Raw genomic sequence first — 22,497 nt, forward strand, 5'->3', positions numbered from 1 at the left:
CGGGACCGCCGGTCCGGTGGTCTCAGTTCCAGGTCAGGAAGCGGTAGTGCAGGCCGGTCGAGGACTCCTGCCACGGCTCGGCGGAGTCCGGTGAGCGGCCCGTGTCGGGGGCGTAGGTGTCCCCTTCGAACGACTCGCGGATCTCGGTGACCACGATCCGGTCGGCCAGCGGCAGCGCCGCGCGGTACACGGCCGCGCCGCCGATCACCCACACGTCCCCGCTCGCCGCGGCGAGCGCCCGCGGAAGGTCGGGGAAGGTCTCCACGCCGTCCTGGGGTGTGCGCGACAGCACGAGGTTGCGCCGGTTCGGCAGCGGCCGGAACCGCGGCGGCAGCGACTCCCAGGTGCGGCGGCCCATGAGGACGGTCGCGCCCGCGGTCAGGGCGCGGAAGTGCTTCATGTCCTCCGGCAGGTGCCACGGCAGCGTGCCGTCGCGGCCGATGACGCCGTTGGACGACTGCGCCCAGACGAGCCCGATCACACCGCCACCGGCGCCTTGATGCCGGGGTGCGGGTCGTACCCGTCGAGCGTGATGTGCTCGTAGGTGTAGTCGAACAGGCTCTCGGCCGGCTTCAGGCTCAGCGTGGGGAACGGCCGCGCCTCGCGGGCGAGCTGCGTGCGGACCTGGTCCTGGTGGTTGTCGTAGATGTGGCAGTCGCCGCCGGTCCAGATGAAGTCGCCGACGCCGAGCCCGACCTGCTCGGCGATCATGTGCGTCAGCAGGGCGTAGCTGGCGATGTTGAACGGCACGCCGAGGAACAGGTCCGCGCTGCGCTGGTACAGCTGGCAGGAGAGCTCGCCGTCCGCGACGTAGAACTGGAAGAACGCGTGGCAGGGCGGCAGCGCCATCCGCGGGATGTCGGCGACGTTCCACGCCGACACGATGATCCGCCGGGAGTCGGGGTTCTCACGCAGCGTGCGCAGCACCTCGCCGATCTGGTCGACGTGCCCGCCGTCCGGGGTCGGCCAGGACCGCCACTGCACGCCGTAGACCGGGCCGAGCTCGCCGTCCGGGGCGGCCCACTCGTCCCAGATCGTGACGCCGTTCTCCTGGAGCCAGGTGACGTTCGACTCGCCCCGCAGGAACCACAGCAGCTCGTAGGCGATCGAGCGGAAGTGGACCTTCTTCGTCGTGATCAACGGGAAGCCGTCCGACAGCCGGTAGCGCAGCTGGTGCCCGAAGACCGACCGCGTCCCCGTCCCCGTGCGGTCCTCCTTGCGGGCGCCCGTGGCGAGCACATGGCTGAGCAGGTCTTCGTACTGCGTATCCGGCATGCCGCAAGTTTATCCAGGAGATCAGGGACGGCTGACGCCCTCGGCGGCACCAGGCTCGGTGGCGGCGGGCCTGGCGGTTCCGGGGCCGGTGGGGCCGGCGGCCTTCCTCTGTGCGCCGAGGGCGTGATGGCGATGATCATGGGGACTGGTGCCGAAGGCGGCGCGGAACGTGCGGCTGAAGGCGGCGGCGCTGGTGAAGCCCCAGCGGGCGGCGATGGCCTGGACGGGACGTTCCCGCAGTTCGGGGGAGGAGAGGTCGGCGCGGCAGCGTTCGAGCCTGCGGCGGCGGATCGACGCCGCGACGCCCTCGGGCTCGCCCTCGAAGAGGGTGTAGAGCGTCCGGAGCGAGATGTGGTGGTGGTCGGCGATCATGCGGGGAGTCAGGGCGGGGTCGCCGAGGTTCTGGTCGATGAACGCGTCGATCCGGCGGAGCAGCCCGTGGGCGCGGACCTCGGCGGACAGCTCCCGGAGGCCTCCGAACCGCTGGGCGAGGCACGCGGCGGTCAGTTCCACCGCCATGTGCCCCAGGGCGGCCCGGCTGCCCGGACAGGCGTCGGGAGCGTTGGCGGTGAGTGAGAGCATGAAGTCCGACAGGACGGCGGGCAGCCCCTTCCCGGCGGGGATGCGCTGGGAGAGGAGCCGGGTGACCTGCTGGGACGGCATCGGCATCATGGCCTTGGGGATCTGCAGGACGACGATCTCGACGTCGCGGCCGTCCAGCCCCGAACAGGACTCATAGGGACGGGAGGTGTCCCAGAGCGCCATCTCCCGTGGACGGAGATCCGCCTCGGCCCCGTGCTGCGCGAACCACGCGTTGCCTTTGACGACCATGCCCAGCTGGTACTGCTCCGGGTCCCCGGCGCGGATCAGTTTCATCGTCCGGCGCGAGCGCAGCGGCGAGTAGGCGAACCAGGACACCTGGATCGCTCCAAGGTCCAACTGGGCTCCCTCGGCGTGGAACCTGCCATCCGAGTCCAGCGGACTGAACTCCGACGGCATCAACGCGCGCGACACCGCTTCGGTGAACCATTCGACCCCGTTCGCCGCCGAGTCGGTTGCGAACGCCCCGCCGCACCGTTCCAGCGACGCGTTATTCGCCCCGTTGTGCACGCGGTGCACGGTACAAGACGGCTCCGACGTGCCAAAAGTGCGTTTCTTGCCAGGTTTCGCCGCCGTCCGCTTGGCCGTCGTTCGCTTGACCGGCGCCCGCCGTCGGCGGCATCGGCGCACGCATTGCACAGCAGGACCGCATGCTTCGCACACATCGGCAGCACCCGCGGGCTCTAGGCTCCCATGTCGTCCATGTCGCTTTTTGCGACGTCAACGACAGAAGGGCCTCGAAGCACAGATGAAGATCAAGCTGGCCGCGGTCGCCGCGGCCACGCTGGCGACGGCCGCCGTGGCGGCCGCGGTGCCCGTCTTCGCCTCGCAGTCCGGCACCAAGGCCGAGGCGAGCGCCGCGAGCTCCGGCACCAAGGTCGACGCGAGCGCGGTGCGTTCGGTGCTCAAGTCCGGTCAGACCCTCAAGGCGGGGCAGTATCTGCGTTCGCCTGACGGCCGGTACAAGCTGGCCATGCAGTCCGACGGCAACCTGGTGGTCTACAAGGGTTCCAAGTCCATCTGGAGCTCCCACACCTGGGTCAAGGGTTCGGCTGCGACGATGCGGACCAACGGTGACCTGGCGGTCGCCAAGGGAACCCGTACGTACTGGAGGAGCCACACCGACGGTGACAAGGGCGCCTACCTGTCGCTGCAGAACGACGGGAACGCCGTTGTCTACAAGGGCAAGACCGCGGTGTGGTCGAGCTACCAGTGGATTTCGACGCTGTCGAACGGTGTGACGCTCTACCCGTACCAGAAGGTCGTCTCGCAGAACCGCGCCTACCAGCTGCGTCAGGAGCCGAACGGTGACCTGGCGCTGTACCGGTACGGCAAGCTCGCGTGGCACACCCGCACGTCGGGGCACCCTGGCGCGTACACGGTGATGCAGACCGACGGGAACCTGGTCGTGTACAGCAAGGCCAAGAAGGCGCTCTGGTCCACCCACACCTGGCACAAGAGCACCTGGCTCGCCGTCCAGAACGACGGCAACGTCGTGGTGTACACCGGCCACATGAAGGCCCTCTGGGACCGCTACCACGGCAAGCGCTGACCGCTGAGTCGTGATCGATGACCGGGTGCCTGAGGCGATGCCGAGGGCACCCGGTCTTTTGATTCAGTCCGTGTGGCTGGGTCAGTCCGTGTGGTCGAGAACCGCCGCGACGATGCTGTCGGTGTCGATCCCGTGCGCGCGGTGCACGCTGTCCATGTCCCCGGACTGGCCGAACGCCCTGACGCCCAGATGCGTCGCCGGGGTCCCGGTCACCCCGGCCAGGAAGGCCAGGGTGTGCGGGTGCCCGTCCAGCACCGTCACCAGGGGCGCGGCGCGATCGGCGGGGAAGAGCGTGTCCAGGATCCACGTCGGCGCGTCGTCCAGGCCGCGTCGCGCCTGGACCGCGCGGAAGAGCAGGTCGGGGCTGACGACGCAGAGCACGTCCACGGCCGTGCCGAGCTTCTCCAGGCGCTCCGCGGCCTCGAGGGCCTCGGGGACGAGGGCGCCCACGGCGACGATGGTGGCGTCCGGGGCTCCGGACGCGCGCCGCAGCGCGTAGCCGCCGGCGACCACCTGGCGCCGGCGGCGTTCGCGGGCGGCGGGGTCGGCGGGGATCGCCGCCAGCCGCTGATCGACCGGACGCGTCGACAGCCGCAGGTAGGCCGAGGATCCGCCGGGACGCCCGAGTTGTCCCAGCGCCGCGAGCAGACACCACTCGGTCTCCAGGGCGAACGCCGGCTCCCAGGTGGTGCATCCGGGCTGCTCGATGCCGATGGACGGGGTGACGATCGACTGGTGGGCCCCGCCCTCCGGAGCGAGGGTGACGCCCGACGGGGTGCCGACCAGGATCGACTGGCCGCCCGCGTAGATCCCGAACGACCAGGGCTCCAGCGCCCGGGTGACGAAGGGGTCGTACAGCACGCCGATCGGCAGCAGGGGCTCGCCCCAGCGGCTCCAGGTCGCGCCCAGCTCGCCGAGCAGGCCGACCAGGTTGCCCTCGGCGATGCCGAGCTCGATGTGCTGGCCGGCGGGCCCCTCCCGCCAGTGCAGGATCGTCTCGCGGTCGTCGGCGAACCAGTCGAGGTGCTCCTGGGGCGACCACACGCCCACCTTGTTGACCCAGCCGCCCAGGTTGGTGCTGGAGCTGACGTCCGGTGACACGGTGACGACCCGCGCGCCGGCCTGCGGGGCGGCGCGGTTCAGGTCGAGCAGGGCGCGTCCCAGCGCGGACTGGGTGGTCGCGGTTCCCGACGGAGTGCGCCCGAGGTCGGTGGGGACGGCGGGCGGCGCGGCGGGCGCGGTGACCGGACGGCGCAGCCGTTCGGCGGCCCCGGCGCACAGCACGGCGGCCTCGCTCCCGGGCGCGAACCGCTGCCACGGCGCGTCGGCGGACACCCCCGCACGCGCGGCGAGCTCCTCGACCTGGGGACCGGTCAGCAGCGCCGAGTGGTTCTGCGGGTGGCCCTCGATGGGCAGGCCGTACCCCTTGACCGTGTAGGCGATGATCACGGTCGGCCGGGTGTCGTCGATGGCGCGGAACGCCTGCCGCAGCGCGGCGTGGTCGTGCCCGCCGAGGCCGCGGACGGCCTCGGCCAGCCGATCGTCGTCGACACCGGCGAGCAGGTCGCGGATGGCCCCCGCCTGGGGCCCCGTGCCCGGGAGGAGCTCGCGCAGCCGGTCCGGAGCGTGGCGCAGCAGGCGCTGGTACTCCGGGTTGGTCATGGTGTCGATCCGCTCGCGCAGCGCGTCGCCGCCCGGCCGCCGGAACAGCTCCTCCAACTCCGCGCCGTACTTGACGGTGATGACCTGCCAGCCGGCCGCGGCGAACATCGACTCCATGCGGGTCGCGCCCGCGACGGGCACGACCCGGTCCAGGGACTGCCGGTTGAAGTCGACGATCCACACGAGCTCGCCGAGCTCGGCGACGCGCGGGTCGAGGACCGCCTCCCAGACCGCGCCCTCGTCGAGTTCGGCGTCCCCGACCAGCGAGTACTGGCGTCCGGACGCCTGGGGGGCGAAGTGGCCGCCGACGTACCGGCGGGAGATCGCGCCCCAGATGGGAGCGGTGGCGCCGATCCCGACCGAGCCGGTGGAGTAGTCGGCCGGAACCGGGTCCTTGGTGCGGGACGGATAGCTTTGCAGCCCGCCGAAGGCGCGCAGGGTCGTCAGATGCCGCTCGTCCAGCGAGCCGAGCAGGTACTCGATGGCGTGCAGGACCGGCGAGGCGTGCGGCTTGACCGACACCCGGTCGTCCGGCCGCAGGTGCTCGAACCACAGCGCCGTCATGATGCTGGTGATGGAGGCGCTGGACGCCTGGTGTCCCCCCACCTTGAGGCCGGTGGGATTGGGGCGGACGCGGTTGGCGTGGTCGACGATCGCGGTGGACAGCCACAGCACGCGCTGCTCCACTTCGCGCAAGGTGTCCAGGCTGGTGTCGGTCACGGGTGTGGAGATCTGATCAGTCATGGCACGGTCCCGGCGGTGACGTTGACGGTGGTGGTCCGAGCGGCGTTGGTGCGGGCACAGCGGTGGACGGCGAGAACGAGGCCGGGCCCGGGCCGGTCGCCGACGGTGGCGGCCGGTCCGGGCGGGGAACCGCGCGTGCCCCGTGGCTACGAGCGGCCCGCCTGGTCGGCGGCTTCCACGAGGGGACGGTCCGACTCCTGCCGTGTCTCTGGGGTGGCCTGCGCGGGGGCAGCGGTTGCGGAGAAGGATATCGAGTGGGGTGCGGCGAGGGCTTGGTCAAGGTCGGCGATGAGGTCCTCGGCGTCCTCCAGCCCGACGGAGAGCCGGACCAGGCTGGCGGCCGGACGGGCCTCCGGGGCGACGGGCCGGTGGGTCAGCGCCGCGGGGTGCTGGATCAGCGAGTCGACACCGCCGAGGGAGACCGCGTGGGTGAAGAGCCCGGTCGCCGCCGTGACGCGCTCGGCCTGCTCGTATCCGCCGTGGAGGTCGATGGAGAGCATCGCGCCGGTCCCGTGCATCTGCCGCCCGAGCAGCCCCTGCGGGTCCCCGTCGAAGCCGGGGTAGTAGACCCGCGCGACGCTCGGATGGGTCGCCAGCCACGAGGCGACGCGCTGGGCGTTCGCCTGCTGGGCCCGCACCCGCACCGGCAGCGTCGCGAGTCCCCGATGCAGGAGGTAGGCGCCCAGGGGGTGGAGCAGTCCGCCGGTGACGGCGCGCACGCGGCGCAGGGCGGCCGCCTGCTCCCGGCCGCAGGCGATGACGCCGCCGATGACATCGCCGTGTCCGCCCAGGTACTTGGTCGCGCTGTGCAGGACCATCGCGGCGCCGAGGTCGATCGGATTCTGCAGGACCGGGGTGGCGAAGGTGTTGTCGACCAGGACGGGGACGCCCTGGGCGGCCTCGACGACGGCGCGGATGTCGACCAGGTCCAGGGTCGGGTTGGCGGGCGTCTCGAGCACGACCATCGCGGTGTCGGGGCGAAGCCCGGCGGCGACCTGCGACGCCGAGCAGTAGGTCACCTCCGCTCCGAGGAGGCCCGAGGCGAGCAGGTGGTCGGTCCCCCCGTAGAGGGGACGCACCGCCAGGACGTGGCGGCGGCCGCTCTCGTTCAAGCTCGCCAGGATCGCCGCGGTCACCGCCGCCATGCCGGACGAGAACGCCACGGCGGCCTCGGCGTGCTCCAACCGCGCCAGCGCCGACTCGAACCGTGCCACCGTCGGATTCCAGAGCCGCGCGTAGACGGATCCGCCCTCGGCAATCGGCTCCCCTCCACCGGCCATGGCCTCGTAGGACAGGCCTCCCGCCTCGATGCTGGAGAGCGGGTTGGTCGTGGAGAGGTCGATCGGCAGCGCGTGGACGCCGAGCTCGGCCAGGTCCTCGCGGCCCGCGTGGACGGCGACCGAGTCGAGTTGCAGATGCGGCGAAGTCATGACGGAAGACTGGGCTGATCCACAGTGATCTGCAAGACTCCTTGATGAAAAATCGGTTATGCACGGATATCAGTGCAGATTCCGCAAGAGGAGGACGCGTGGCCGGGCAGCAGCCGAAGAAACCACAACCCACTCCGGCCCCTCTCGACGGCACGGACCTGGCGATCCTCGCCGCCCTCGTGGACGACGGGCGGATGACCAACGCCGCGCTCGCGACCCGGGTGGGCATCGCCGAGTCGACCTGCGCCTACCGCGTCCGCGCCCTGCGGGACTCCGGGGTGATCACGAGCATCACCGCCCGACTCGACCTCGGCGTCCTCGGCCACCCCATCAACGCCATCATCAAGGTGCGCCTGGGCAGCCACAGCCGCGACCACGTCCGCACCCTGTACGACCGGCTGGTCGACGTCCCGGGCGCCCTGACGGTCCTCCACGTCGCCGGCGACGACGACTTCCTCCTGCACGTGGCCGTGGCCAGCCCCCAGGAACTCAGGGACCTCATCCTCGAACACGTGACCGTCCACCCGATGGTCAGGCAGACCGAGACCCAGCTGGTCTTCGAAGTCCGGGACGGCCGCGGCGTCCTGACCCGCTGACCAAGCCCCCCCGACCGCTACGGGGCCGCGGGCATCAACGGGCGGCTCATCGCCGTCGCCGGCCGCGGAGGAGGGTGGCGATCAGCATCGAGATGATGATGACGGCGATGACCGTGAGACCGATGGCGGCGGCCCAATGGCCGTAGTGGGGGAGGCGGCGGGCGCCGTCGTAGGTGTTCAGGACGATGCCCGGAAGCGCCACAACAGCCGCTGAGCTGTGATTTTGCCAACGCATGGTGTTCGATTCCTCGCCCTGGTGAGGGGTGTTCCCTGATCGGGTGTCCCGGAACCCCCGCAGCGGATCAGCGCGCGTTCCCGCCCGCGTGCCGCCTGGGCGCAGCCCGCCGTCGGCGGCGCTGTGGAGGAACGGAGAGCGCCCGTATCGATACAGTTAGGGCGATATCGGGCGGGTCTTCAGCGGGACCAGACGGACATGGCATCCCGACGCACTGCCCGATGGCCGCTGACTTGGCCGCGCCGACGGATCCGGCGCCGAACGGGAGCGTAGACGGGCATGGGGACGCTATCTGGGGGCATGCCGCTGCTGAACCGGCATCGGGAGCGTGCTGAGCTGGATGGCCTGCTCGGGGATGTGCGCTCCGGACGCGGGCGGGCCCTGATGCTGCGTGGAGAGGCGGGCGTGGGCAAGTCGGCCCTGCTCCGCCACACGGTCGGACGGGCGGCCGATATGCGAGTCGTCCGCACCGTGGGGACGGAATCAGAGATGGAGCTGGCGTTCGCCGGCCTGCATCTCCTGCTCACGCCGCTCCTGGACCGGGTCGAGAAGCTGCCCGGCCCGCAGCGCGACGCGCTCGCGGTCGCGTTCGGGCTGCGCGAGGGGGACGCGCCCGACCGGTTCATGGTCGGGTTGGCGGTCCTGACCCTGCTGGCGGAGGCGGCGGAGGAACGCGCGCTGCTCTGCGTGATCGACGACGCGCAGTGGCTGGACCAGTCGTCGGCCCAGGTGCTGGCGTTCGTCGCCCGGCGGCTGCTGGCCGAGCCGGTGGGGCTGATCTTCGCGGCGCGCGAGCCGGGCCGGCAGTTCCGCGGGCTGGTGGACCTGGAGGTGCGCGGCCTGGCCAGGCAGGACGCGCAGGCGCTGTTGCGCTCGGTGGTCCGCTTTCCGCTGGACGAACGGATCAGGGACCGGATTCTGGCCGAGACGAACGGGAACCCGCTGGCCCTGCTGGAACTGCCGCGAGGGCTGAGCCCCGCCCAGCTGGCGGGCGGATTCGGGTTGGTGGAGGCCCAGGCGGTCCCGGCGCGGGTCGAAGAGGGCTTCCGCCGGCGGCTGGCGGCGCTGCCGGCCGAGACCCGGTCGTTCATGCTGGTCGCGGCGGCCGAGCCGACCGGCGATCCTGTCCTGATCCGGTGCGCGGCCGGGCGGCTCGGCGTCCCGGGGTCCGCGGCGGAGCCCGCGCAGGCCGACGGGTTGCTGGAGATCGGGACGTGGCTGCGGTTCCGGCATCCGCTGGTGCGGTCGGCGGTGTACTCGGCCGCGTCGCTGGCGGAGCGGCGGGCGGCGCACGCCGCGCTGGCCGAGGCGACCGACCCCGCGTCCGACCCCGAACGCAGGGCCTGGCATCGCGCGCTCGCGGCGCTGGAGCCGGACGAGTCCGTGGCCGGGGAGCTGGAGCGGCTGGCCGACCGGGCCCAGGTGCGCGGCGGCATCGCCGCCGCGGCGGCGTTCCTGAGGCGCGCGACCGAGCTGACGCCCGATCAGGCCAGACGCGGGGCGAGAGCGCTGGCCGCGGCTCAGGCCGCCTTCGACGCCGGTGCCCCGGACATGGCGCTGGAGCTGCTCGGCTCCGCGGAGAGGGGCCCGCTGACCGAACTCCAGAGCGGACGGGTGGCCTGGCTGCGGGCCCGGATCGTCCTCGCGCGCAAGCGCGGCGGTGAAGCCCTGCGGCCACTGCTGGAGGCGGCCGATCGCCTGTCCCACGTCGACGCGGGACAGGCGCGCGAGGCCTATGTGGACGCCATCGGATCGGCGGTCTTCGCCAGCAGGCTGGGCCGACCCGACCTCCTGCGAACGGTGGCCGAGGCCGCGAGCACGGCGCCCGCGGGGCCACTGCCGGCGCGGCCGGCCGACATACTGCTCGACGCGCTGGTGGCACGGTTCACCGAGGGCTTCGGCGAATCGGCGCCGCGGTTGAAAAGCGTGCTGCGGGTGTTCCGGGAGGGAGCCCGAAGCGATCCGGACGACAACATGCGCCGGCTCTGGCTGACCTACCTGGTCGCCGCGGACATGTGGGACGACGAGGCCCTGCATGACCTGGCCGAGTACGCGGTCCAGGCGGCTCGCGAGGTCGGCGCCCTCAACTTCCTTCCCCAAACCCTCACCTACCGCGCCGCCGTCCACGTCTACGCCGGCCGGTTCGACGCGGCGGCCACGTTGGTCGAGGAGTCCGACGCGATCTTGAAGGTGACCGGGAACTCCTACTTCGGCTTCGCCGTCAACCTGCTCCGGGGCTGGCGTGGAGGGGACGAGGCGCCGGCGCAGCTCGAGGCCGCCGCCGAGTCGGCGGGCGCCTGGGGTGAGGGGCGAGCGATCAACCAGAGCCTTTACCTGAGCGCACTGGTGTACAACTCGCTCGGCCGGTACCAGGAGGCCCTGGCCCGTGCGGAACAGGCGTGCGAACACGACGATCTGGGGGTCACCGGGTTCGCCCTCGTCGAACTGGTCGAGGCGGCCGCCTACGGCAAGACGCCCGAAGCGGCCGCGGCCGCGCTGAGGCAGCTCGACGAGCGCGCCACCGCCAGCGGCACCGACTGGGCCCTCGGCCTGCTCGCCCGGTCGAAGGCGCTGCTCTCCGACGGCCAGGCCGCCGAGCCGCTGTACCGCGAGGCCATCGAGCGCCTTCAGCGCACCCGGGCCGCCGTGTACCTCGCCCGCGCCCACCTGGTGTACGGCGAGTGGCTGCGTCGCGAGAACCGGCGGCTCGACGCGCGTGAACACCTGCGCACCGCCTACGGAATGCTGCAGGGCTTCGGTGCCACGGCCTTCGCCGACCGCGCCCGACGCGAACTCCTGGCCACCGGCGAGACCGTCCGCAAGCGCACCCCCGGCACCCCCGTCCGCAGCCTCACCCCTCAGGAGGGGCAGGTCGCCCGCTTGGCCCGAACGGGCCTGTCGAACCCGGAGATCGGCGCCCAGCTCTTCCTCAGCCCGCGCACCGTCGAGTACCACCTGGGCAAGGTGTTCGCCAAGCTCGCCATCACCTCCCGCCAGCAGCTCGCGGAAGCACTGCCCGACCCGGGCCACGACCCTGCGTGAGCGGGCCCGCCCGGCTCCCGGCCCGCCTTCGACCGCGACCACGAGACGATCGCCCTGCGCGCCGGCCGAGTCTCGCGACCTCAACGTTGAGATGATGTGGGCGACGCGGCGCCACAAATGGTCCGCGGGTCTTTCAAGACGGCATCTCGAAAGACCCGCGCCCCAAAACGTGCGCCTCAAGGATTCTTGGTCGGCATCTTGGTCTCATGAATCCGACCCGTCATCGGCTCCTGCGGCTGATGCTCGCACTGAACCCGCAGCGACCAGGTATCGCCGATCAACCGGCTGCTGGCTTGCCCGCACCGCTGCCGAATCCGGATTCCAGATATCGGCGGAGGGCTTCCCGTCCTCCCGGAACGAAGAGCCATTCGTCAGCGACTTCACGCAGTTCGTCCACTGCCATCCAGTCCTGCCAGGCGATCTCACCTGGGTCCGGGACCAAAGGGTCCGCCACGACAGCCTCGTGCACCCCGAACCACACGGGGCCGATCCCCTTCCGGCAAAGGAACTTGAACATGAAACGCACGGGCGCACGAACGCCCAGCTCTTCGGTCAGCTCGCGGAGTGCCGCCTGCTCATACGACTCGCCCACGTTCACGGCACCGCCGACCATCACGTCGTAGTAGCCCGGGAACCGGGGCATCGTCTCGGCCCGTCGCAGCACCAGGATCCGTCCATCGCGATCGCGGCAGATCGTCGTTGCAATGCGATGCGGCCAGCTCTCACGCACCGCCTCATCCCGGTCGACGACTCCCAGCACGCGGTCATGCTCATCGACATGCTCAACCAGTTCACCCACGGAGGCACGATCTCAGCCCCCACTGACACCTGCCCGACAAGCGCCCGAGCAAGCCACTTGTTCCGCTTTGTGGATGGCGGCGTCGCAACATGCTGCCCTGGACGCCTTTGGGTTGCCCCGCCGCGATACGCCGCTGGGGCGCGGGGTGGGGGCTGCTCTCGTTGCCCGTCGGTGGACCCGCTCGTCGTGATCAGGCGGGTGGTTCCTGCGTGGCGAGGTTGTCGATGAGTAGCCCGAGGGCGAAGTCGAAGCGCTGGTGTCCGGTGCCGGAGGTGAGTTCGGTCGCGTACCGCCTGGTGTTGGGGAAGGCGGCCGGAGGCAGGGCGTTGAAGCGGTCGACCACTTGGTCCCGGGTCAGGACCCAGGTCGCGTCCGGGCCCTTCTGCCGCTGCTGGACCATGGAGGTCTCCAGTGCGTAGCCGGCGACGTAGAGCGAGAGGGCGTCGATGGCCCACGCCGCGGTCTGCGGCTGGACGCCCCCGGTGAGCAGGATCGCGAGCATCCCCTCGTTCACCCGCAGGGTTTCCAGGTTGGTCGGGACCATCGCGAGCGCGGCCCGGGAGATGCCCGGGTACTTCAGGTACCGGTCGCGGATCTGGGCGCACACGTCCCGGATCTGCTCACGCCACCGCGCCGGATCGGGCTCGGGCATCACCAGCTCCGAGCACAGTCTCCCGATCAGCAGGTCGTCGATGTCGGCCTTGTTGACGATGTGCGCGTACAGCGACGACGGGCCGGTGCCGAGCACGGCGGCGACCCGTCGGATGGTCAGCGCGTCATACCCCTCGGTGGCGACGACCTCCAGGGCGGCGTCGGTGATCCGTTCGACGGTGATCGGCTTCTTGCGTGGTGCCGGCGCGGTGGCCTCCTCCGTGGGTTGGGCGTGGCGGGCTGCGCGGCGTTGACGGGGATCGGCGGACATGCCGGCCACTCTAGCGTTGACACGATCTAAGTTCGTTGAGTAGAACTTAGATCGTCAACACGATCTAAGTTCGTATCGATGTCCTGGGGGTGTGTGATGCGAGTTTCCATTGCCGGAGCCGGACTGGGAGGTCTGGCTCTCGCGCAGGGCCTGCGTGGCGCCGGTATCGACGTCGACGTGTTCGAGCGCGACCCCGGGATCGCCGCGCGGTTTCAGGGCTACCGGCTCGTGCTGAACCCGATCGGTTTCCAGGCGTTGCGCGACTGCCTGCCGACGCGCTGGCACCCGCTGCTGGACGAGATCGCCATGGACGCCTCCGCCGAGCAGCTGATCCTGGACCCGCGGCTGAACGAGATCGGCAGGCTCGGCGCGGGCCGGACCGGCATCGTGGTCGACCGGCAGGTGCTGCGACACCTGCTGCTGACCGGCCTCACCGTGCACACCGACGCCGCGTTGACCGGATACGACGTGCTGGCCGACGGCCGTGCCCAAGCCCGGTTCGCCCGGCGCGCCCCGGCCACCGCCGACCTGCTCGTCGGCGCGGACGGCGTCACCTCCACGGTCCGCGGCGCCTTGTCGCCGCGGACCACCCCGACCGACACCGGCGTCCGGTTCGTCATCGGCCGCACTCCACTGACCGACGAGTTCTCCGGCCTGTCCAAGGCCTACGGCTCGAAGATCACGGGCGACGGCGTCAGCCTGCTGCTCGGCGCGATGCGCTTCCGCACCCCGCCGAAGCGGGCCGCTGAGCGACTGGCCCCCGAAGTCACGCTGCCCGACATCGGTGACTACGTACGCTGGGCCATGATCCTGCCGCCGGACGGCTCGCCGGAGGGCCTGACCGCGCAGGACGCCGTGCTGTCCAGGACGGAAGGCTGGCACCCGGAGCTGCGTGCGCTGGTCGAGCAGGCCGATCCGGACAACAGCACGCTGCTGTCCATCCGGGTGGTCAAGCCCGGGGAGCGCTGGACGTCCGGCCCGGTCACGCTGCTCGGTGACGCCATCCATGCCACCTCCCCGACCGGCGGCAACGGTGCGAGCACCGCGCTGCGCGACGCCGACCTGCTGCGCCGCCGCCTGATCGAGGCCGACGAAGGCCGCCAGGATCTGCTCAGCGCGGTCGACGACTACGAGCGGCAGATGTTCGAGTACGGCGCCGAGGCCGTGCGCACCAGCCTCGAGAAGCTCCCCGCCTTCGCCCCGAGCGCCAGACTGTCCTGAGTCCGGAACCCACCCCGCGCGATCGGCCGGATGGAGAAGGCCCGGAAGGCGGCCCTGACGCTGCGGACGCTGGCGGGGCTCTTGCCGCAACGGCTGACCGCCGTCCTCGCGGGACCGGCCTGGACGGCTTCCACACAGCCTTCGCCGCCATCGGCGTCCTAGCCGGTCTAGGAGCCATCACCGCGGCAACCGGCTTCCGCGGCAGCACCTGACCCGCCCCACACCCGCGTCCAAATACCGGCAGGGCCTGGGTGAGGCCCTGCCGGAAGAGCGGCTCAGCTCACGTGAGTGACAACACCGCGCGGGCTGTGCGTTTCAGGAGGTGCGGAGAGCGTCGGTCGGCGGAATGTGGGCGGCGCGGAGCGCGGGGTAGAGGCCCGCGACGGCTCCGGCTGCGACGGCGACCAGCATGCCACCCCACAGTGCCTGCGGCGGGATCAGCACGGCCCACCCTCGGAAGTAGGCCATTCCGGCGGTGACGCCGACCCCGATGGCGACCCCCGCCGCACCGCCGAGGGTCGCCAGGACCAGCGCCTCGGTGAGGAACTGCGCGGCGACGTGCTTGCGGGTCGCTCCGAGAGCCCGGCGGAGCCCGATCTCGGTCCGCCGCTCCAGCACGGAGATCACCATGACGTTGGCGATGCCGATGGCGCCGACCAGGAGGGCGATGGCGCCGAGCCCGAGAATGAGCGAGCTGCCGTTCTCCTTGACCGCGAGCTGTGCGGTGAGGGCGTCGGACGGACGGCTGACCGAGACCTGGGACGGGTCCGGCGGGTTGGCGGTCGCGGCCAGCAGGGCCGCCACGTCCTTGACATGGTCCTTGTCGGCACGGAGGTAGACGCGGCTCGGATGGCCGGTGTACCCGAGCAGCCGGGTGGCGGAGGCGAACGACACGAGCGCGGACCGGTCGATCTCGGGGGCGAGGGGGAACGGCTTGAGGATGCCGACGACGGTGAACCAGTGGTCGCCCAGCCACACCCTCTCGTCCGTCCCGGCCTGGGACACTCCGAGGCTGGTGGCCGCGTCGTATCCGAGGACGGTCACCGGGTAGGGGCCCGGGTCGAGGAAGCGTCCGGTCAGGAGCCGGCCGTCGAGAGTGCTGATCAGGGTGGCGTCGCACGCCCGGACGGCCCTTCCGCCGGTCTGCCCGCCCGCGATGTGGTCGTTGCGGTAGACGTTGGCGGTGGCGATCTGGGCGGTCGGCGCCACGGCCTCCACATGGGGCACCTGGCGGACCATCGGCGCGGTGGCGACGGGCAGTTCGGCCTCCGTCCCCGACTGGTCCTGCCCGTTGACGACCGTCAGCATGTTGGTGCCCAGCAGGTCGATCTGGGCGAGCAGGTGGGACTCGCTGGAGCGGGTGACACCGAGCACCGCCACGATGGACGCGATGCCGATGGCGATGCCGAGTCCTGACAGCAGCGCGCGGACCTTGCGGAACCGCAGCCCGAGCGTCCCGGTCGGCAGTAGGTCGGCGGCGCGCAGCACGCTTCTCTGCCCGGGCTTGGTGGTCGTGTTCGTCATGGGCGGACCTGTCCGTCGGGTGCGCCGCCGCGGCGGTCAGGAGTTGTCACGGGGCACCTCGACCTTCTGCCCCTGGGCGAGGCCCTGGCCGCTGACCTCCGCCAGCCCGGTCGTCTCGTCGAACAGCCCGGTCTGGACGACCACGTGCCGCTTGGCCGTGCCTTCGATCACGACGACCTCGTACTTGTTGCCGGGGAGCGCCCGCAGCGCCGTGGTCGGCACCGCCAGGACGTTCTTGTGCGCCTCCACCGTGATCGCGACCTGCACCTGAGCCTGGTCGAGGAAGCCGCGGATGCGGTCCTTGACCTTGATGGTGACCGGCGCCGTCGACTGGGTCGCGGACGACGGGCCGGCTCCCGGCTGGTTGGACGAGCCGGAGCCGGAGCCGGAGCCGCCGGCCGAGGGCGTCGACGCCACCCCGCCGATCGCGGTGATCCACCCCGTGCGCGTCCGTCCGTCGGGCAGGGTCACCACGACCGAGTCCCCGACCCGGACGGTGGGGAGCTGCGCGGGGGAGAGTTGCACCGTGATGGCCGGTTCCTCGCTCGTCCCGTGGGCGACGAGGGTGCCGCGTTGCACCTGGACGCCCAGCTTCACGTCGTCGCCGCTGATGCGGACGGAGGAGGGCATGAAGACGACCTGCCCGAGCGGCAGGGTTCCCGTCACGGGCACGTGCGTGTCGGTCTGCCACCGCCGGATCGCCCAGGAGGTCGCCGAGGTGAAGTGCTTGTCCACGGTCAGGTCGTCGCCGTAGCCCAGGGCCTGGAGATTGGCCTCCAGCTCCTGGACGTCGCTGCCGCTGGTCATGCCGAGTTCGAAACCCCGCCACGCGGGGCGGCTGCCGTACAGCAGCGTCACCGGGACGCCGTTGACCTCGAACGCGGCGTCGCCGCGCTCCACCACCTGGCCGACCTTGGGCAGCCGGGTCAGCGCGCCCTGTCCCGAGGAGACCACGTCGAAGGTCCCGGCGTGCCCGAGGGTGCCGTTGACCTGCTGGCGTTCGGCGACCTCGGTGCTGGTCACCTCCGCGGTACCCGTCGTCACGCCGACTACCGGGGCCCTGCCCGAGTCGGCCTGGCCGTTCGCCACCGCGATGCCGACGGCGCCGGCCACCGTGGTCAGCGTGACGCCCGCTACGACGATCTTGCGCTTACGGCTCATGTCGCCTGCCACCGCGCGCCGCGATCCGGAGACGGCGGTCCGACCCGGTCGGCGCATCCATGCAATCGGTCATGGGCCCAGACTCACGTTCGCCGGACGCCCGCACCTCCCCCAAATGTGCCCGGCCCGGTACCCAATTTGGGGGGATGCCCGATGGATCGCGGGCCACCCGAATCGACGCCGCCGGCCGCCAACGATGTGAACGACTATCTCGCGCTGGAACCCTCCCTGGTCCAGCACAGATCCAGCGTCGTCGTCCTCGAAGGCGGCTTCGATCAGATCGTGCTGGACGGCATATCCTCAGACCATCGTGATGCCGGGAAGCGGGCTATCGAGCATCTTTCGCTGACCATCTACCCCAGTGAAGTCGTCGCGTTCCGTGAGTGAGAGGAATCCAAGAAGACCGCGCCCGCCAAGCTGGTTGCGGTCCTCTGCATTCGGCGCGAAGGGGCCATCAGGATCGACCGTGGCGACTCCGCGGAGATGAGTCTCAACGCCTGGCCGGATTCGGCCGTCCTGCTCTACCGGGACTTCATTCGCCATGCCTCCTCAAGCAGTGGCAGCCGATGGTTCTGACCAGGGTGTTCTTCCGGAGCGTCCCGGTGATCGTCCTTGACGAGCTCGACCGCCTCGCTGGACGTGCAGCCTGAGAAATCCCTCTTCGAGCGCGCGCGTGTTCTGCACGAGAAGAAGAACGCGCTGCTTATCTCACACAATTTCTCGAAGGTCCAGGCGGCCTCCTCGCCCTCAGCGAGGAGGAGATCGTCGAAGAGACGGGCGCATGCGAAGTCGATGACGCTCGACAGCCTCTACGTCAAGCCTTTCTCCATCCAGGGCAACGTATTTCTCGAAGAGGGATCAGTGATGCGGAAGATGTGAACTCGGCAGTGGTCGTTGATCGGTGACGCAGGCGCGAACGAGGATCGTCGGGTACTGTGATTCCACAACTTCGCGGCTTTTGTTGGTGGGGTCGGCCGATGTTCTCACGTCTTGGCCTGCGTTCTCGTATGGCGGTCTCCTATGTGATCGTCTCGGCGTCGGCGGTGGTGCTGGTCGAGGCGGTTCTGCTCGCCCTTTTCCTGCCGCGGATCCGGTCCGCCGACGACAGTCTGCGGGAGGCCCGGCAGCGGGCGGCGGCGGCCGACGCGCGGAACCTCCAGTCGAAGGTGGCGACGCTGGCGCTGGAGACCGCCTCCGCGACGGGCACCTCGGCCAGCCTCGCGTCCTCGGCGCGGCCCGGGCTCAGCGACCGCGCCATGCTCGCCTTCGCGGCCAAGCACGGGTTCAATGAGGACACGCTCGGCTCGCCGGGGCAGCCTCCGTCCAACGCGGTCAAAGCGCTGGCCACGCTGGACGGCCATGTGGTGGCGGTCGTGGGCATGGACGCCGCCGACGTGCCCGCGGCGGCGTTCGATCCACGGATCGGCAACGGGATGACCACGGTGGACGGCCAGTCGGTCGGATGGGCCTCGCATCCGGTGGAGATCGTGGACAGGTCTCCGGCCGGGCGGCGGACGATCGGGATCGCCTACCGGCAGCTGTCGCGACCCGGCTCCGTCGCGCCGGGCGCTTCGGAGAAGGCCACGGGCACCGGCCAGATCGTCCACGGGTTCGGATCGGTGCTGCTGCCCGGCCTGGTGATCCTCATCCTGCTGGTGCCCGTCGGCGCCCTGTTCGGCCTGTTCAGCACGGGCCGGCTGATCCGGCGCATCCGGCTCCTGTCGCTCGGCACCGCGAGGATGGCCGAGGGCGATCTGCGGTCCAGGATCCCGGTGTCGGGCCGCGACGAGGTCGGCCGGTTGGAGCAGTCGTTCAACTCGATGGCCGAGCGGCTCGAGTCCGCGGTCCGCAGGGAGCGTGCCGCGGCGGGGGCGGCGGCGCGGCGGGCGGAGCGGTCCAGGATCACGCGCGAGCTGCACGACTCGATCTCCCAGGATCTGTTCTCCGCGAGCCTGCTGGCGGGCGGCCTGCGCAAGGCGCTGCCCGACGGCTCGCAGCTGCGCCACCAGGCCGAGTCGATGGAGACGGCCCTGGAACGGACGATGCGGGAGATGCGGGCGATGCTGCTGGAGCTGCGGCCGATCAAGCTGGAGGACTCGGGCCTGGTGGCGGCGCTGACCGAGTTGTGCCAGGCCTACGAGGCCAGACTGGGCATCTCGATCTCCACCGACCTCGGTGAACTCAGGCTGGAGCCGCAGATCGAGCACGCGGTGCTGCGCGTGGTCCAGGAGGCGCTGGGCAACGCGGTCCGGCACGGGGAGTCCGAGAAGATCGAGCTCAGCGTGAACGAGACCGGCGGTCAGGTCGTGGTGATGGTGCGCGATGAGGGGCGCGGCTTCGATCCTCATCTGGTGGCGGGGCGACATGGAATGGGTCTGGAACTGATGCGTGAGCGGGTCGGTGAGCTCGGGGGCGTCTTCGAGCTGGTGAGTGCTCCGGCGCGGGGCACGACGGTGCGGGTGCTGCTGCCGGGGGGAACGAAGTGATCCGGATCCTGATCGTCGACGACCACGAGGTCGTCCGGCAGGGACTGCGGTTCGTCCTGGAGCAGGAACCCGACCTGGAGGTCGTCGGCGAGTGCGCGGACGGGAACGCGGCGCTCGCGGCGATCGGGGACGTCCACCCGGACGTGGTCATGCTGGACCTGATCATGCCGGGGCTCGACGGGATGGGCGTCCTGCACGCGCTGCGCGGGCGGGACGACACGCCCGCGATGATCATCCTGTCCTCCACGCCAGGTGAGGACGGCGCGCTGGAGGCGGTGCGCGCCGGCGCCTCGTCGTATGTGTCGAAGACGACCGGCACCGAACGCGTGGTGGAGGCGGTGCGGGCCGCCGTGGCCGGCGGCAGCGTGCTGGATCCGGGGGTGACCGCGCTCCTGGTGCGCCAGGTCCGGGAGAACAAGGACGACGGCCCGCTGGGCAGGCTGTCCCTGCGGGAACGGGAGGTGCTCGCGGTCCTGTCGCGGGGCCGCTCCAACCGGGAGATCGCCCGGACGCTGTCCCTCGGCGAGCAGACGGTCAAGTCCTATGTGTCCAGCATCCTGGCCAAGCTCGGGCTGCAGGACCGCACCCAGGCCGCCATCTTCGGGCTGCAGCAGGGACTGGTCCCCTTGGGCGACGCCCTGCAGCAGGAGGAGTGACACCCGCTTCAGCCGACGACCTGACCGTCGCTCATGACGATGCGCGAGCGGCAGGCGTCGGCCACGGCCTCCTCGTGGGTGACGATGACCAGCGTCGTGCCCTCGTCGTTGAGCTCGCGGATCAGCTTGAGGATCTCCGCGCCGTTCGTCGAGTCGAGGTTGCCGGTGGGCTCGTCCGCGAACACGATCGCGGGCCGGCCGACCAGGGCCCGGGCGATGGCCACCCGCTGGCGTTCCCCACCCGACAGTTTCGTGACCTTGTGCCGCACCCGGTGCCCGAGACCGACCCGCTCCAGCGCCTCGGCCGCGGCCGTGCGGCGGACGTCCCTGGACACTCCCCGGTACAGCAGGCCGGTGGCGACGTTGTCGATCGCGGTGAGCGACTCCAGCAGGAAGAACTGCTGGAACACGACGCCGACGCGGTGCGCGCGCAACCCGGCCAGTGCCCGGTCGTCCAGCTTCTCGACGGGCCGCCCGTCCAGCAGGACCGAACCGCTGGTGGGCCGGTCCAGGGCAGCCATCAGGTTCAGCAGAGTCGACTTTCCGGAACCCGACGCGCCGCGGACGGCGAGCATGTCCCCGGCCTCGACCTTCAGGCTCACCCCGCGCACCGACCTGACCGGTGGCTCACCCGGATAGGTCTTGTGGACATCGTGCAGCTCAAGAACGGGCACCGAAAACCCTGCCTTCCGCCTTGTGGAACGTCGCGTGTGCCCAGACCGTCCGGCCTGCCTGGGAGCGCCATACCGCCTGGGCTACTGCAGAACCATGTGCGCGCCGCCGGTGGGCTCGTACGGCTTGCAGGCCACCATCTGCTGCTTGAAGAGCCGCTTGCCGTTCGGCGGGCCCAGCCGGGGAGGTAGAACGAAGTAGCCGTTGGCGTTGGGGTCCGGCCAGTCCGTGACCCCCTTTTCCCGCATGCACTTGGCGAAGTCGCGCGCCTTGACGATCTCGCCGGCGGGGAGCGGTTGGTTGGTGCTGCCGGTCGCACCGCCCTGCCGCTTCATCTGCCTGACCAGCGAATCGCAGGGCGGCGGCACCTTCGGCTCACCGCCGCCGGTGTTGGGGATCGCCCAGTTGCCGCTCGGATCCTGGGTCGGGTCGGGGAAGCTCGGCTGGCCGTGCGCACGGAAGCACTTGGAGACCTGGAGCTGGATCGGCTCGTGCCCTGACCGCGTCGAGCCGGTGGGAGCGTTCGATGAGGCGCTGTTGCCGGAGCCGCCACCGCACCCCGTGAGCAGGACGGACGCCGCCGCGCCACCGAGGACCAAACGTCGAATCATGCGTCCACCCTGGCCGCCCGCGCCCGGCGGGCACTTCCCCCAAATGTGGCGTCAGAGGCACTCACTTTGGGGGACCGGGGGCGGATCCGGGGATGATGCGTGGGGAACGCCCGGTGTCACCGCTGACGGGCCAGGTCCGGGTTGCTCCGGGCGGTCCGTCGGGTGCGCCGCGCGGTGATCATGCTGTGGACGCCGGCGATGAAGGCGAGTACGAGGCTGGCGGCCATGAGGGCGTTACCGGCAACGGTTCCAGGGTTGTGGGAGGTCAGGTTGGGCGTCAGCTTGTCGGCCAGGGTGCCGACGCCGACGATCCAGAACGCCGTGAACACCCCGAAGACGGCGTGCCACCACCAGCGGGCGGTGAACAGCATCGCCAGACCGGCCGCGGCGACGAACAGGATCCCGGGCGGGAAGACGATGCCGTAGGAGCCTTCGGCCACGGTGAACTTCGATGGGTCGGCGATCGCCTGGACGACCAGGCCCGCGATACCGACGAGCAGACCGGCGAACGTGATGAGGGTGCTACGGCTCGGACGAGGCGGACGAAGCATGATCGACTCCTTCGCTCTGGGGTCAACGGGATGTGCGGTGGGCCTGGACGGCCGAGGTCACGGCGAAGATGGCAGCGGCGACGAAGCCGAGCATCTGCAGCCAGCCGGCGGTGAAGTCCAGTGCGTGGTCAGGGTGGATCAGGTGGCGCGTGAACTCCGGTGTGGCGAGTCCTCCGAAAAGGAGGAATGCGCTCACGGCGACGATGAGCAGCGGGGTGAACCGCCACCGGACCAGTGCCGCCGTCGCGGCGAAGGCGAGGTCGATGAAGGGTCCGGGCCCGTCGTAGCCGGTGGCTTCGTCGCCGATGGCGGCCAGAACCAGGGCTCCGCAGGTGGCGATCAAGAAGGTCCGGTGTGGGCCGCGGGCCCGTCCGATCGCGGTCCAGGCGGCCCTGCCGCGTCGGGGTGAAGTGGCGGAGTCCGGCAACGGGTGATCCTGGGATGGTGTGCGCGCTGTCACGAGACAGCCCTCCTTGTGCCGGTGGTGTCGGTCGAACTGGGAGGCGACGTCGTCCGCGACGGCCCCCGGCCCGGAGGCGTCCGAGGTGAAGGTGGTCGTGCCTGTCGGTGGCGGGGCCAGGGCGTCGATGCTGCTGCGACCTGCCGCGGGACGTCACGTCGCGTGCTCCTTGAGAAGGGGCCCGTGATTCCCGTCAGCGGGGCCGAGTGCATTCAGCTTGGCCACGCGGGCGCCGGGGCGTCATCCGTCACGGATCGACACAATCGGCTACGTCCCTCGTCGTAGGACCGGAGGAAAA

General features: G+C 70.9%; 22 protein-coding genes. 8 read left to right on the plus strand and 14 right to left on the minus strand.

Annotated elements, in window-relative coordinates:
* Positions 1 to 22 precede the first annotated feature (22 nt).
* From AB0L06_RS17990 to AB0L06_RS18000, 3 genes are read right to left on the minus strand one after another with little or no spacing between them, the layout of a single operon-like run.
* The gene (locus AB0L06_RS17990) at positions 23 to 481 is read right to left on the minus strand and encodes a dihydrofolate reductase (protein ID WP_500232129.1); all 459 of its coding nucleotides are present in this window, start codon (positions 479 to 481) and stop codon (positions 23 to 25) included.
* Complete coding sequence (locus AB0L06_RS17995; RefSeq protein ID WP_500232130.1) at positions 478 to 1,275, minus strand: thymidylate synthase; 798 nt, start codon at positions 1,273 to 1,275, stop codon at positions 478 to 480. The genes AB0L06_RS17990 and AB0L06_RS17995 overlap by 4 nt, the downstream gene beginning before the upstream one ends.
* Positions 1,276 to 1,296: 21 nt before the next feature.
* A complete protein-coding gene (locus tag AB0L06_RS18000; RefSeq protein ID WP_500232131.1) occupies positions 1,297 to 2,385 on the minus strand; it encodes an AraC-like ligand-binding domain-containing protein in 1,089 nt (362 codons plus the stop codon).
* A 238-nt stretch (positions 2,386 to 2,623) separates the two neighbouring features.
* On the opposite strand from AB0L06_RS18000, the gene AB0L06_RS18005 reads away from it, so the two are divergent.
* Positions 2,624 to 3,427: a hypothetical protein gene (locus AB0L06_RS18005; protein WP_500232132.1), complete on the plus strand. Its 804-nt coding sequence runs from the start codon at positions 2,624 to 2,626 to the stop codon at positions 3,425 to 3,427.
* A gap of 81 nt (positions 3,428 to 3,508) precedes the next feature.
* Here AB0L06_RS18005 and AB0L06_RS18010 read toward each other — a convergent pair whose 3' ends face one another.
* Together AB0L06_RS18010 and AB0L06_RS18015 are read right to left on the minus strand one after the other, a co-directional pair.
* Positions 3,509 to 5,833: a thiamine pyrophosphate-binding protein gene (locus tag AB0L06_RS18010; RefSeq protein WP_500232133.1), complete on the minus strand. Its 2,325-nt coding sequence runs from the start codon at positions 5,831 to 5,833 to the stop codon at positions 3,509 to 3,511.
* A gap of 146 nt (positions 5,834 to 5,979) precedes the next feature.
* Positions 5,980 to 7,263, minus strand: a complete 1,284-nt coding sequence (locus tag AB0L06_RS18015) for a trans-sulfuration enzyme family protein (protein WP_500232134.1) — start codon at positions 7,261 to 7,263, stop codon at positions 5,980 to 5,982.
* 98 nt (positions 7,264 to 7,361) lie between these two features.
* Between AB0L06_RS18015 and AB0L06_RS18020 the strand changes: the two genes are divergently transcribed.
* A complete protein-coding gene (locus tag AB0L06_RS18020) occupies positions 7,362 to 7,859 on the plus strand; it encodes an Lrp/AsnC family transcriptional regulator (RefSeq protein WP_500232135.1) in 498 nt (165 codons plus the stop codon).
* 46 nt (positions 7,860 to 7,905) lie between these two features.
* On the opposite strand, the gene AB0L06_RS18025 is transcribed toward AB0L06_RS18020, so the two are convergent.
* Positions 7,906 to 8,094: a hypothetical protein gene (locus AB0L06_RS18025; protein WP_500232136.1), complete on the minus strand. Its 189-nt coding sequence runs from the start codon at positions 8,092 to 8,094 to the stop codon at positions 7,906 to 7,908.
* Positions 8,095 to 8,373: 279 nt separating this feature from the next.
* Between AB0L06_RS18025 and AB0L06_RS18030 the strand changes: the two genes are divergently transcribed.
* Complete coding sequence (locus AB0L06_RS18030; protein ID WP_500232137.1) at positions 8,374 to 11,136, plus strand: AAA family ATPase; 2,763 nt, start codon at positions 8,374 to 8,376, stop codon at positions 11,134 to 11,136.
* Between the two features lie 277 nt (positions 11,137 to 11,413).
* On the opposite strand, the gene AB0L06_RS18035 is transcribed toward AB0L06_RS18030, so the two are convergent.
* On the minus strand, positions 11,414 to 11,935 hold the full coding sequence (locus AB0L06_RS18035; RefSeq protein WP_500232138.1) for an NUDIX hydrolase: 522 nt from the start codon (positions 11,933 to 11,935) through the stop codon (positions 11,414 to 11,416).
* Positions 11,936 to 12,125: 190 nt separating this feature from the next.
* Positions 12,126 to 12,857: a TetR/AcrR family transcriptional regulator gene (locus AB0L06_RS18040; protein ID WP_500232139.1), complete on the minus strand. Its 732-nt coding sequence runs from the start codon at positions 12,855 to 12,857 to the stop codon at positions 12,126 to 12,128.
* A gap of 96 nt (positions 12,858 to 12,953) precedes the next feature.
* Here AB0L06_RS18040 and AB0L06_RS18045 point away from each other — a divergent pair, with 96 nt between their 5' ends.
* Positions 12,954 to 14,078 (plus strand): FAD-dependent oxidoreductase, encoded by a 1,125-nt coding sequence (locus tag AB0L06_RS18045; protein ID WP_500232140.1) that lies wholly within the window; start codon positions 12,954 to 12,956, stop codon positions 14,076 to 14,078.
* Positions 14,079 to 14,393: 315 nt separating this feature from the next.
* Here AB0L06_RS18045 and AB0L06_RS18050 read toward each other — a convergent pair whose 3' ends face one another.
* Complete coding sequence (locus tag AB0L06_RS18050; protein WP_500232141.1) at positions 14,394 to 15,602, minus strand: ABC transporter permease; 1,209 nt, start codon at positions 15,600 to 15,602, stop codon at positions 14,394 to 14,396.
* A gap of 36 nt (positions 15,603 to 15,638) precedes the next feature.
* Positions 15,639 to 16,763 carry a peptidoglycan-binding protein gene (locus tag AB0L06_RS18055; RefSeq protein ID WP_500232142.1) on the minus strand — a complete coding sequence of 375 codons (1,125 nt, stop codon included), beginning with the start codon at positions 16,761 to 16,763 and terminating at the stop codon, positions 15,639 to 15,641.
* Between the two features lie 153 nt (positions 16,764 to 16,916).
* Here AB0L06_RS18055 and AB0L06_RS18060 point away from each other — a divergent pair, with 153 nt between their 5' ends.
* The 4 genes from AB0L06_RS18060 to AB0L06_RS18075 all read left to right on the plus strand — a co-directional run bounded on the left by AB0L06_RS18060 (position 16,917) and on the right by AB0L06_RS18075 (position 19,905).
* Positions 16,917 to 17,150 carry a hypothetical protein gene (locus AB0L06_RS18060; protein ID WP_500232143.1) on the plus strand — a complete coding sequence of 78 codons (234 nt, stop codon included), beginning with the start codon at positions 16,917 to 16,919 and terminating at the stop codon, positions 17,148 to 17,150.
* A 225-nt stretch (positions 17,151 to 17,375) separates the two neighbouring features.
* Positions 17,376 to 17,642, plus strand: a complete 267-nt coding sequence (locus AB0L06_RS18065; protein ID WP_500232144.1) for a hypothetical protein — start codon at positions 17,376 to 17,378, stop codon at positions 17,640 to 17,642.
* Between the two features lie 98 nt (positions 17,643 to 17,740).
* A complete protein-coding gene (locus AB0L06_RS18070; protein ID WP_500232145.1) occupies positions 17,741 to 19,249 on the plus strand; it encodes a HAMP domain-containing sensor histidine kinase in 1,509 nt (502 codons plus the stop codon).
* Entirely contained in the window at positions 19,246 to 19,905 is a 660-nt protein-coding gene (locus AB0L06_RS18075; protein ID WP_500232146.1) for a response regulator transcription factor, read from the plus strand. The genes AB0L06_RS18070 and AB0L06_RS18075 overlap by 4 nt, the downstream gene beginning before the upstream one ends.
* An 8-nt stretch (positions 19,906 to 19,913) precedes the next feature.
* Here AB0L06_RS18075 and AB0L06_RS18080 read toward each other — a convergent pair whose 3' ends face one another.
* The 4 genes from AB0L06_RS18080 to AB0L06_RS18095 all read right to left on the minus strand — a co-directional run bounded on the left by AB0L06_RS18080 (position 19,914) and on the right by AB0L06_RS18095 (position 22,082).
* A complete protein-coding gene (locus AB0L06_RS18080) occupies positions 19,914 to 20,579 on the minus strand; it encodes an ABC transporter ATP-binding protein (protein WP_500232147.1) in 666 nt (221 codons plus the stop codon).
* Positions 20,580 to 20,660: 81 nt separating this feature from the next.
* Positions 20,661 to 21,188: a hypothetical protein gene (locus AB0L06_RS18085; protein WP_500232148.1), complete on the minus strand. Its 528-nt coding sequence runs from the start codon at positions 21,186 to 21,188 to the stop codon at positions 20,661 to 20,663.
* Positions 21,189 to 21,304: 116 nt separating this feature from the next.
* Positions 21,305 to 21,739, minus strand: coding sequence for a hypothetical protein (locus tag AB0L06_RS18090; protein ID WP_500232149.1), 435 nt, complete (start codon positions 21,737 to 21,739; stop codon positions 21,305 to 21,307).
* A 22-nt stretch (positions 21,740 to 21,761) separates the two neighbouring features.
* Positions 21,762 to 22,082: a hypothetical protein gene (locus AB0L06_RS18095; protein WP_500232150.1), complete on the minus strand. Its 321-nt coding sequence runs from the start codon at positions 22,080 to 22,082 to the stop codon at positions 21,762 to 21,764.
* Positions 22,083 to 22,497 lie beyond the last annotated feature (415 nt).

Origin of the sequence: Spirillospora sp. NPDC052269, from assembly GCF_040679435.1 — a bacterium.
Lineage (GTDB): Bacteria > Actinomycetota > Actinomycetes > Streptosporangiales > Streptosporangiaceae > Spirillospora.

Excerpts from the sequence above, each read along its gene's own strand:
- AB0L06_RS18015 (WP_500232134.1), bottom strand. The coding sequence starts at position 7,263 with ATGACTTCGCCGCATCTGCAACTCGACTCGGTCGCCGTCCACGCGGGC.
- AB0L06_RS18030 (WP_500232137.1), top strand. The coding sequence starts at position 8,374 with ATGGGGACGCTATCTGGGGGCATGCCGCTGCTGAACCGGCATCGGGAG.
- AB0L06_RS18040 (WP_500232139.1), bottom strand. The coding sequence starts at position 12,857 with ATGTCCGCCGATCCCCGTCAACGCCGCGCAGCCCGCCACGCCCAACCC.
- AB0L06_RS18070 (WP_500232145.1), top strand. The coding sequence starts at position 17,741 with ATGTTCTCACGTCTTGGCCTGCGTTCTCGTATGGCGGTCTCCTATGTG.
- AB0L06_RS17995 (WP_500232130.1), bottom strand. The coding sequence starts at position 1,275 with ATGCCGGATACGCAGTACGAAGACCTGCTCAGCCATGTGCTCGCCACG.
- AB0L06_RS18005 (WP_500232132.1), top strand. The coding sequence starts at position 2,624 with ATGAAGATCAAGCTGGCCGCGGTCGCCGCGGCCACGCTGGCGACGGCC.
- AB0L06_RS18085 (WP_500232148.1), bottom strand. The coding sequence starts at position 21,188 with ATGATTCGACGTTTGGTCCTCGGTGGCGCGGCGGCGTCCGTCCTGCTC.
- AB0L06_RS18025 (WP_500232136.1), bottom strand. The coding sequence starts at position 8,094 with ATGCGTTGGCAAAATCACAGCTCAGCGGCTGTTGTGGCGCTTCCGGGC.
- AB0L06_RS18060 (WP_500232143.1), top strand. The coding sequence starts at position 16,917 with ATGGATCGCGGGCCACCCGAATCGACGCCGCCGGCCGCCAACGATGTG.
- AB0L06_RS18010 (WP_500232133.1), bottom strand. The coding sequence starts at position 5,833 with ATGACTGATCAGATCTCCACACCCGTGACCGACACCAGCCTGGACACC.
- AB0L06_RS18045 (WP_500232140.1), top strand. The coding sequence starts at position 12,954 with ATGCGAGTTTCCATTGCCGGAGCCGGACTGGGAGGTCTGGCTCTCGCG.
- AB0L06_RS18050 (WP_500232141.1), bottom strand. The coding sequence starts at position 15,602 with ATGACGAACACGACCACCAAGCCCGGGCAGAGAAGCGTGCTGCGCGCC.
- AB0L06_RS18055 (WP_500232142.1), bottom strand. The coding sequence starts at position 16,763 with ATGAGCCGTAAGCGCAAGATCGTCGTAGCGGGCGTCACGCTGACCACG.
- AB0L06_RS18090 (WP_500232149.1), bottom strand. The coding sequence starts at position 21,739 with ATGCTTCGTCCGCCTCGTCCGAGCCGTAGCACCCTCATCACGTTCGCC.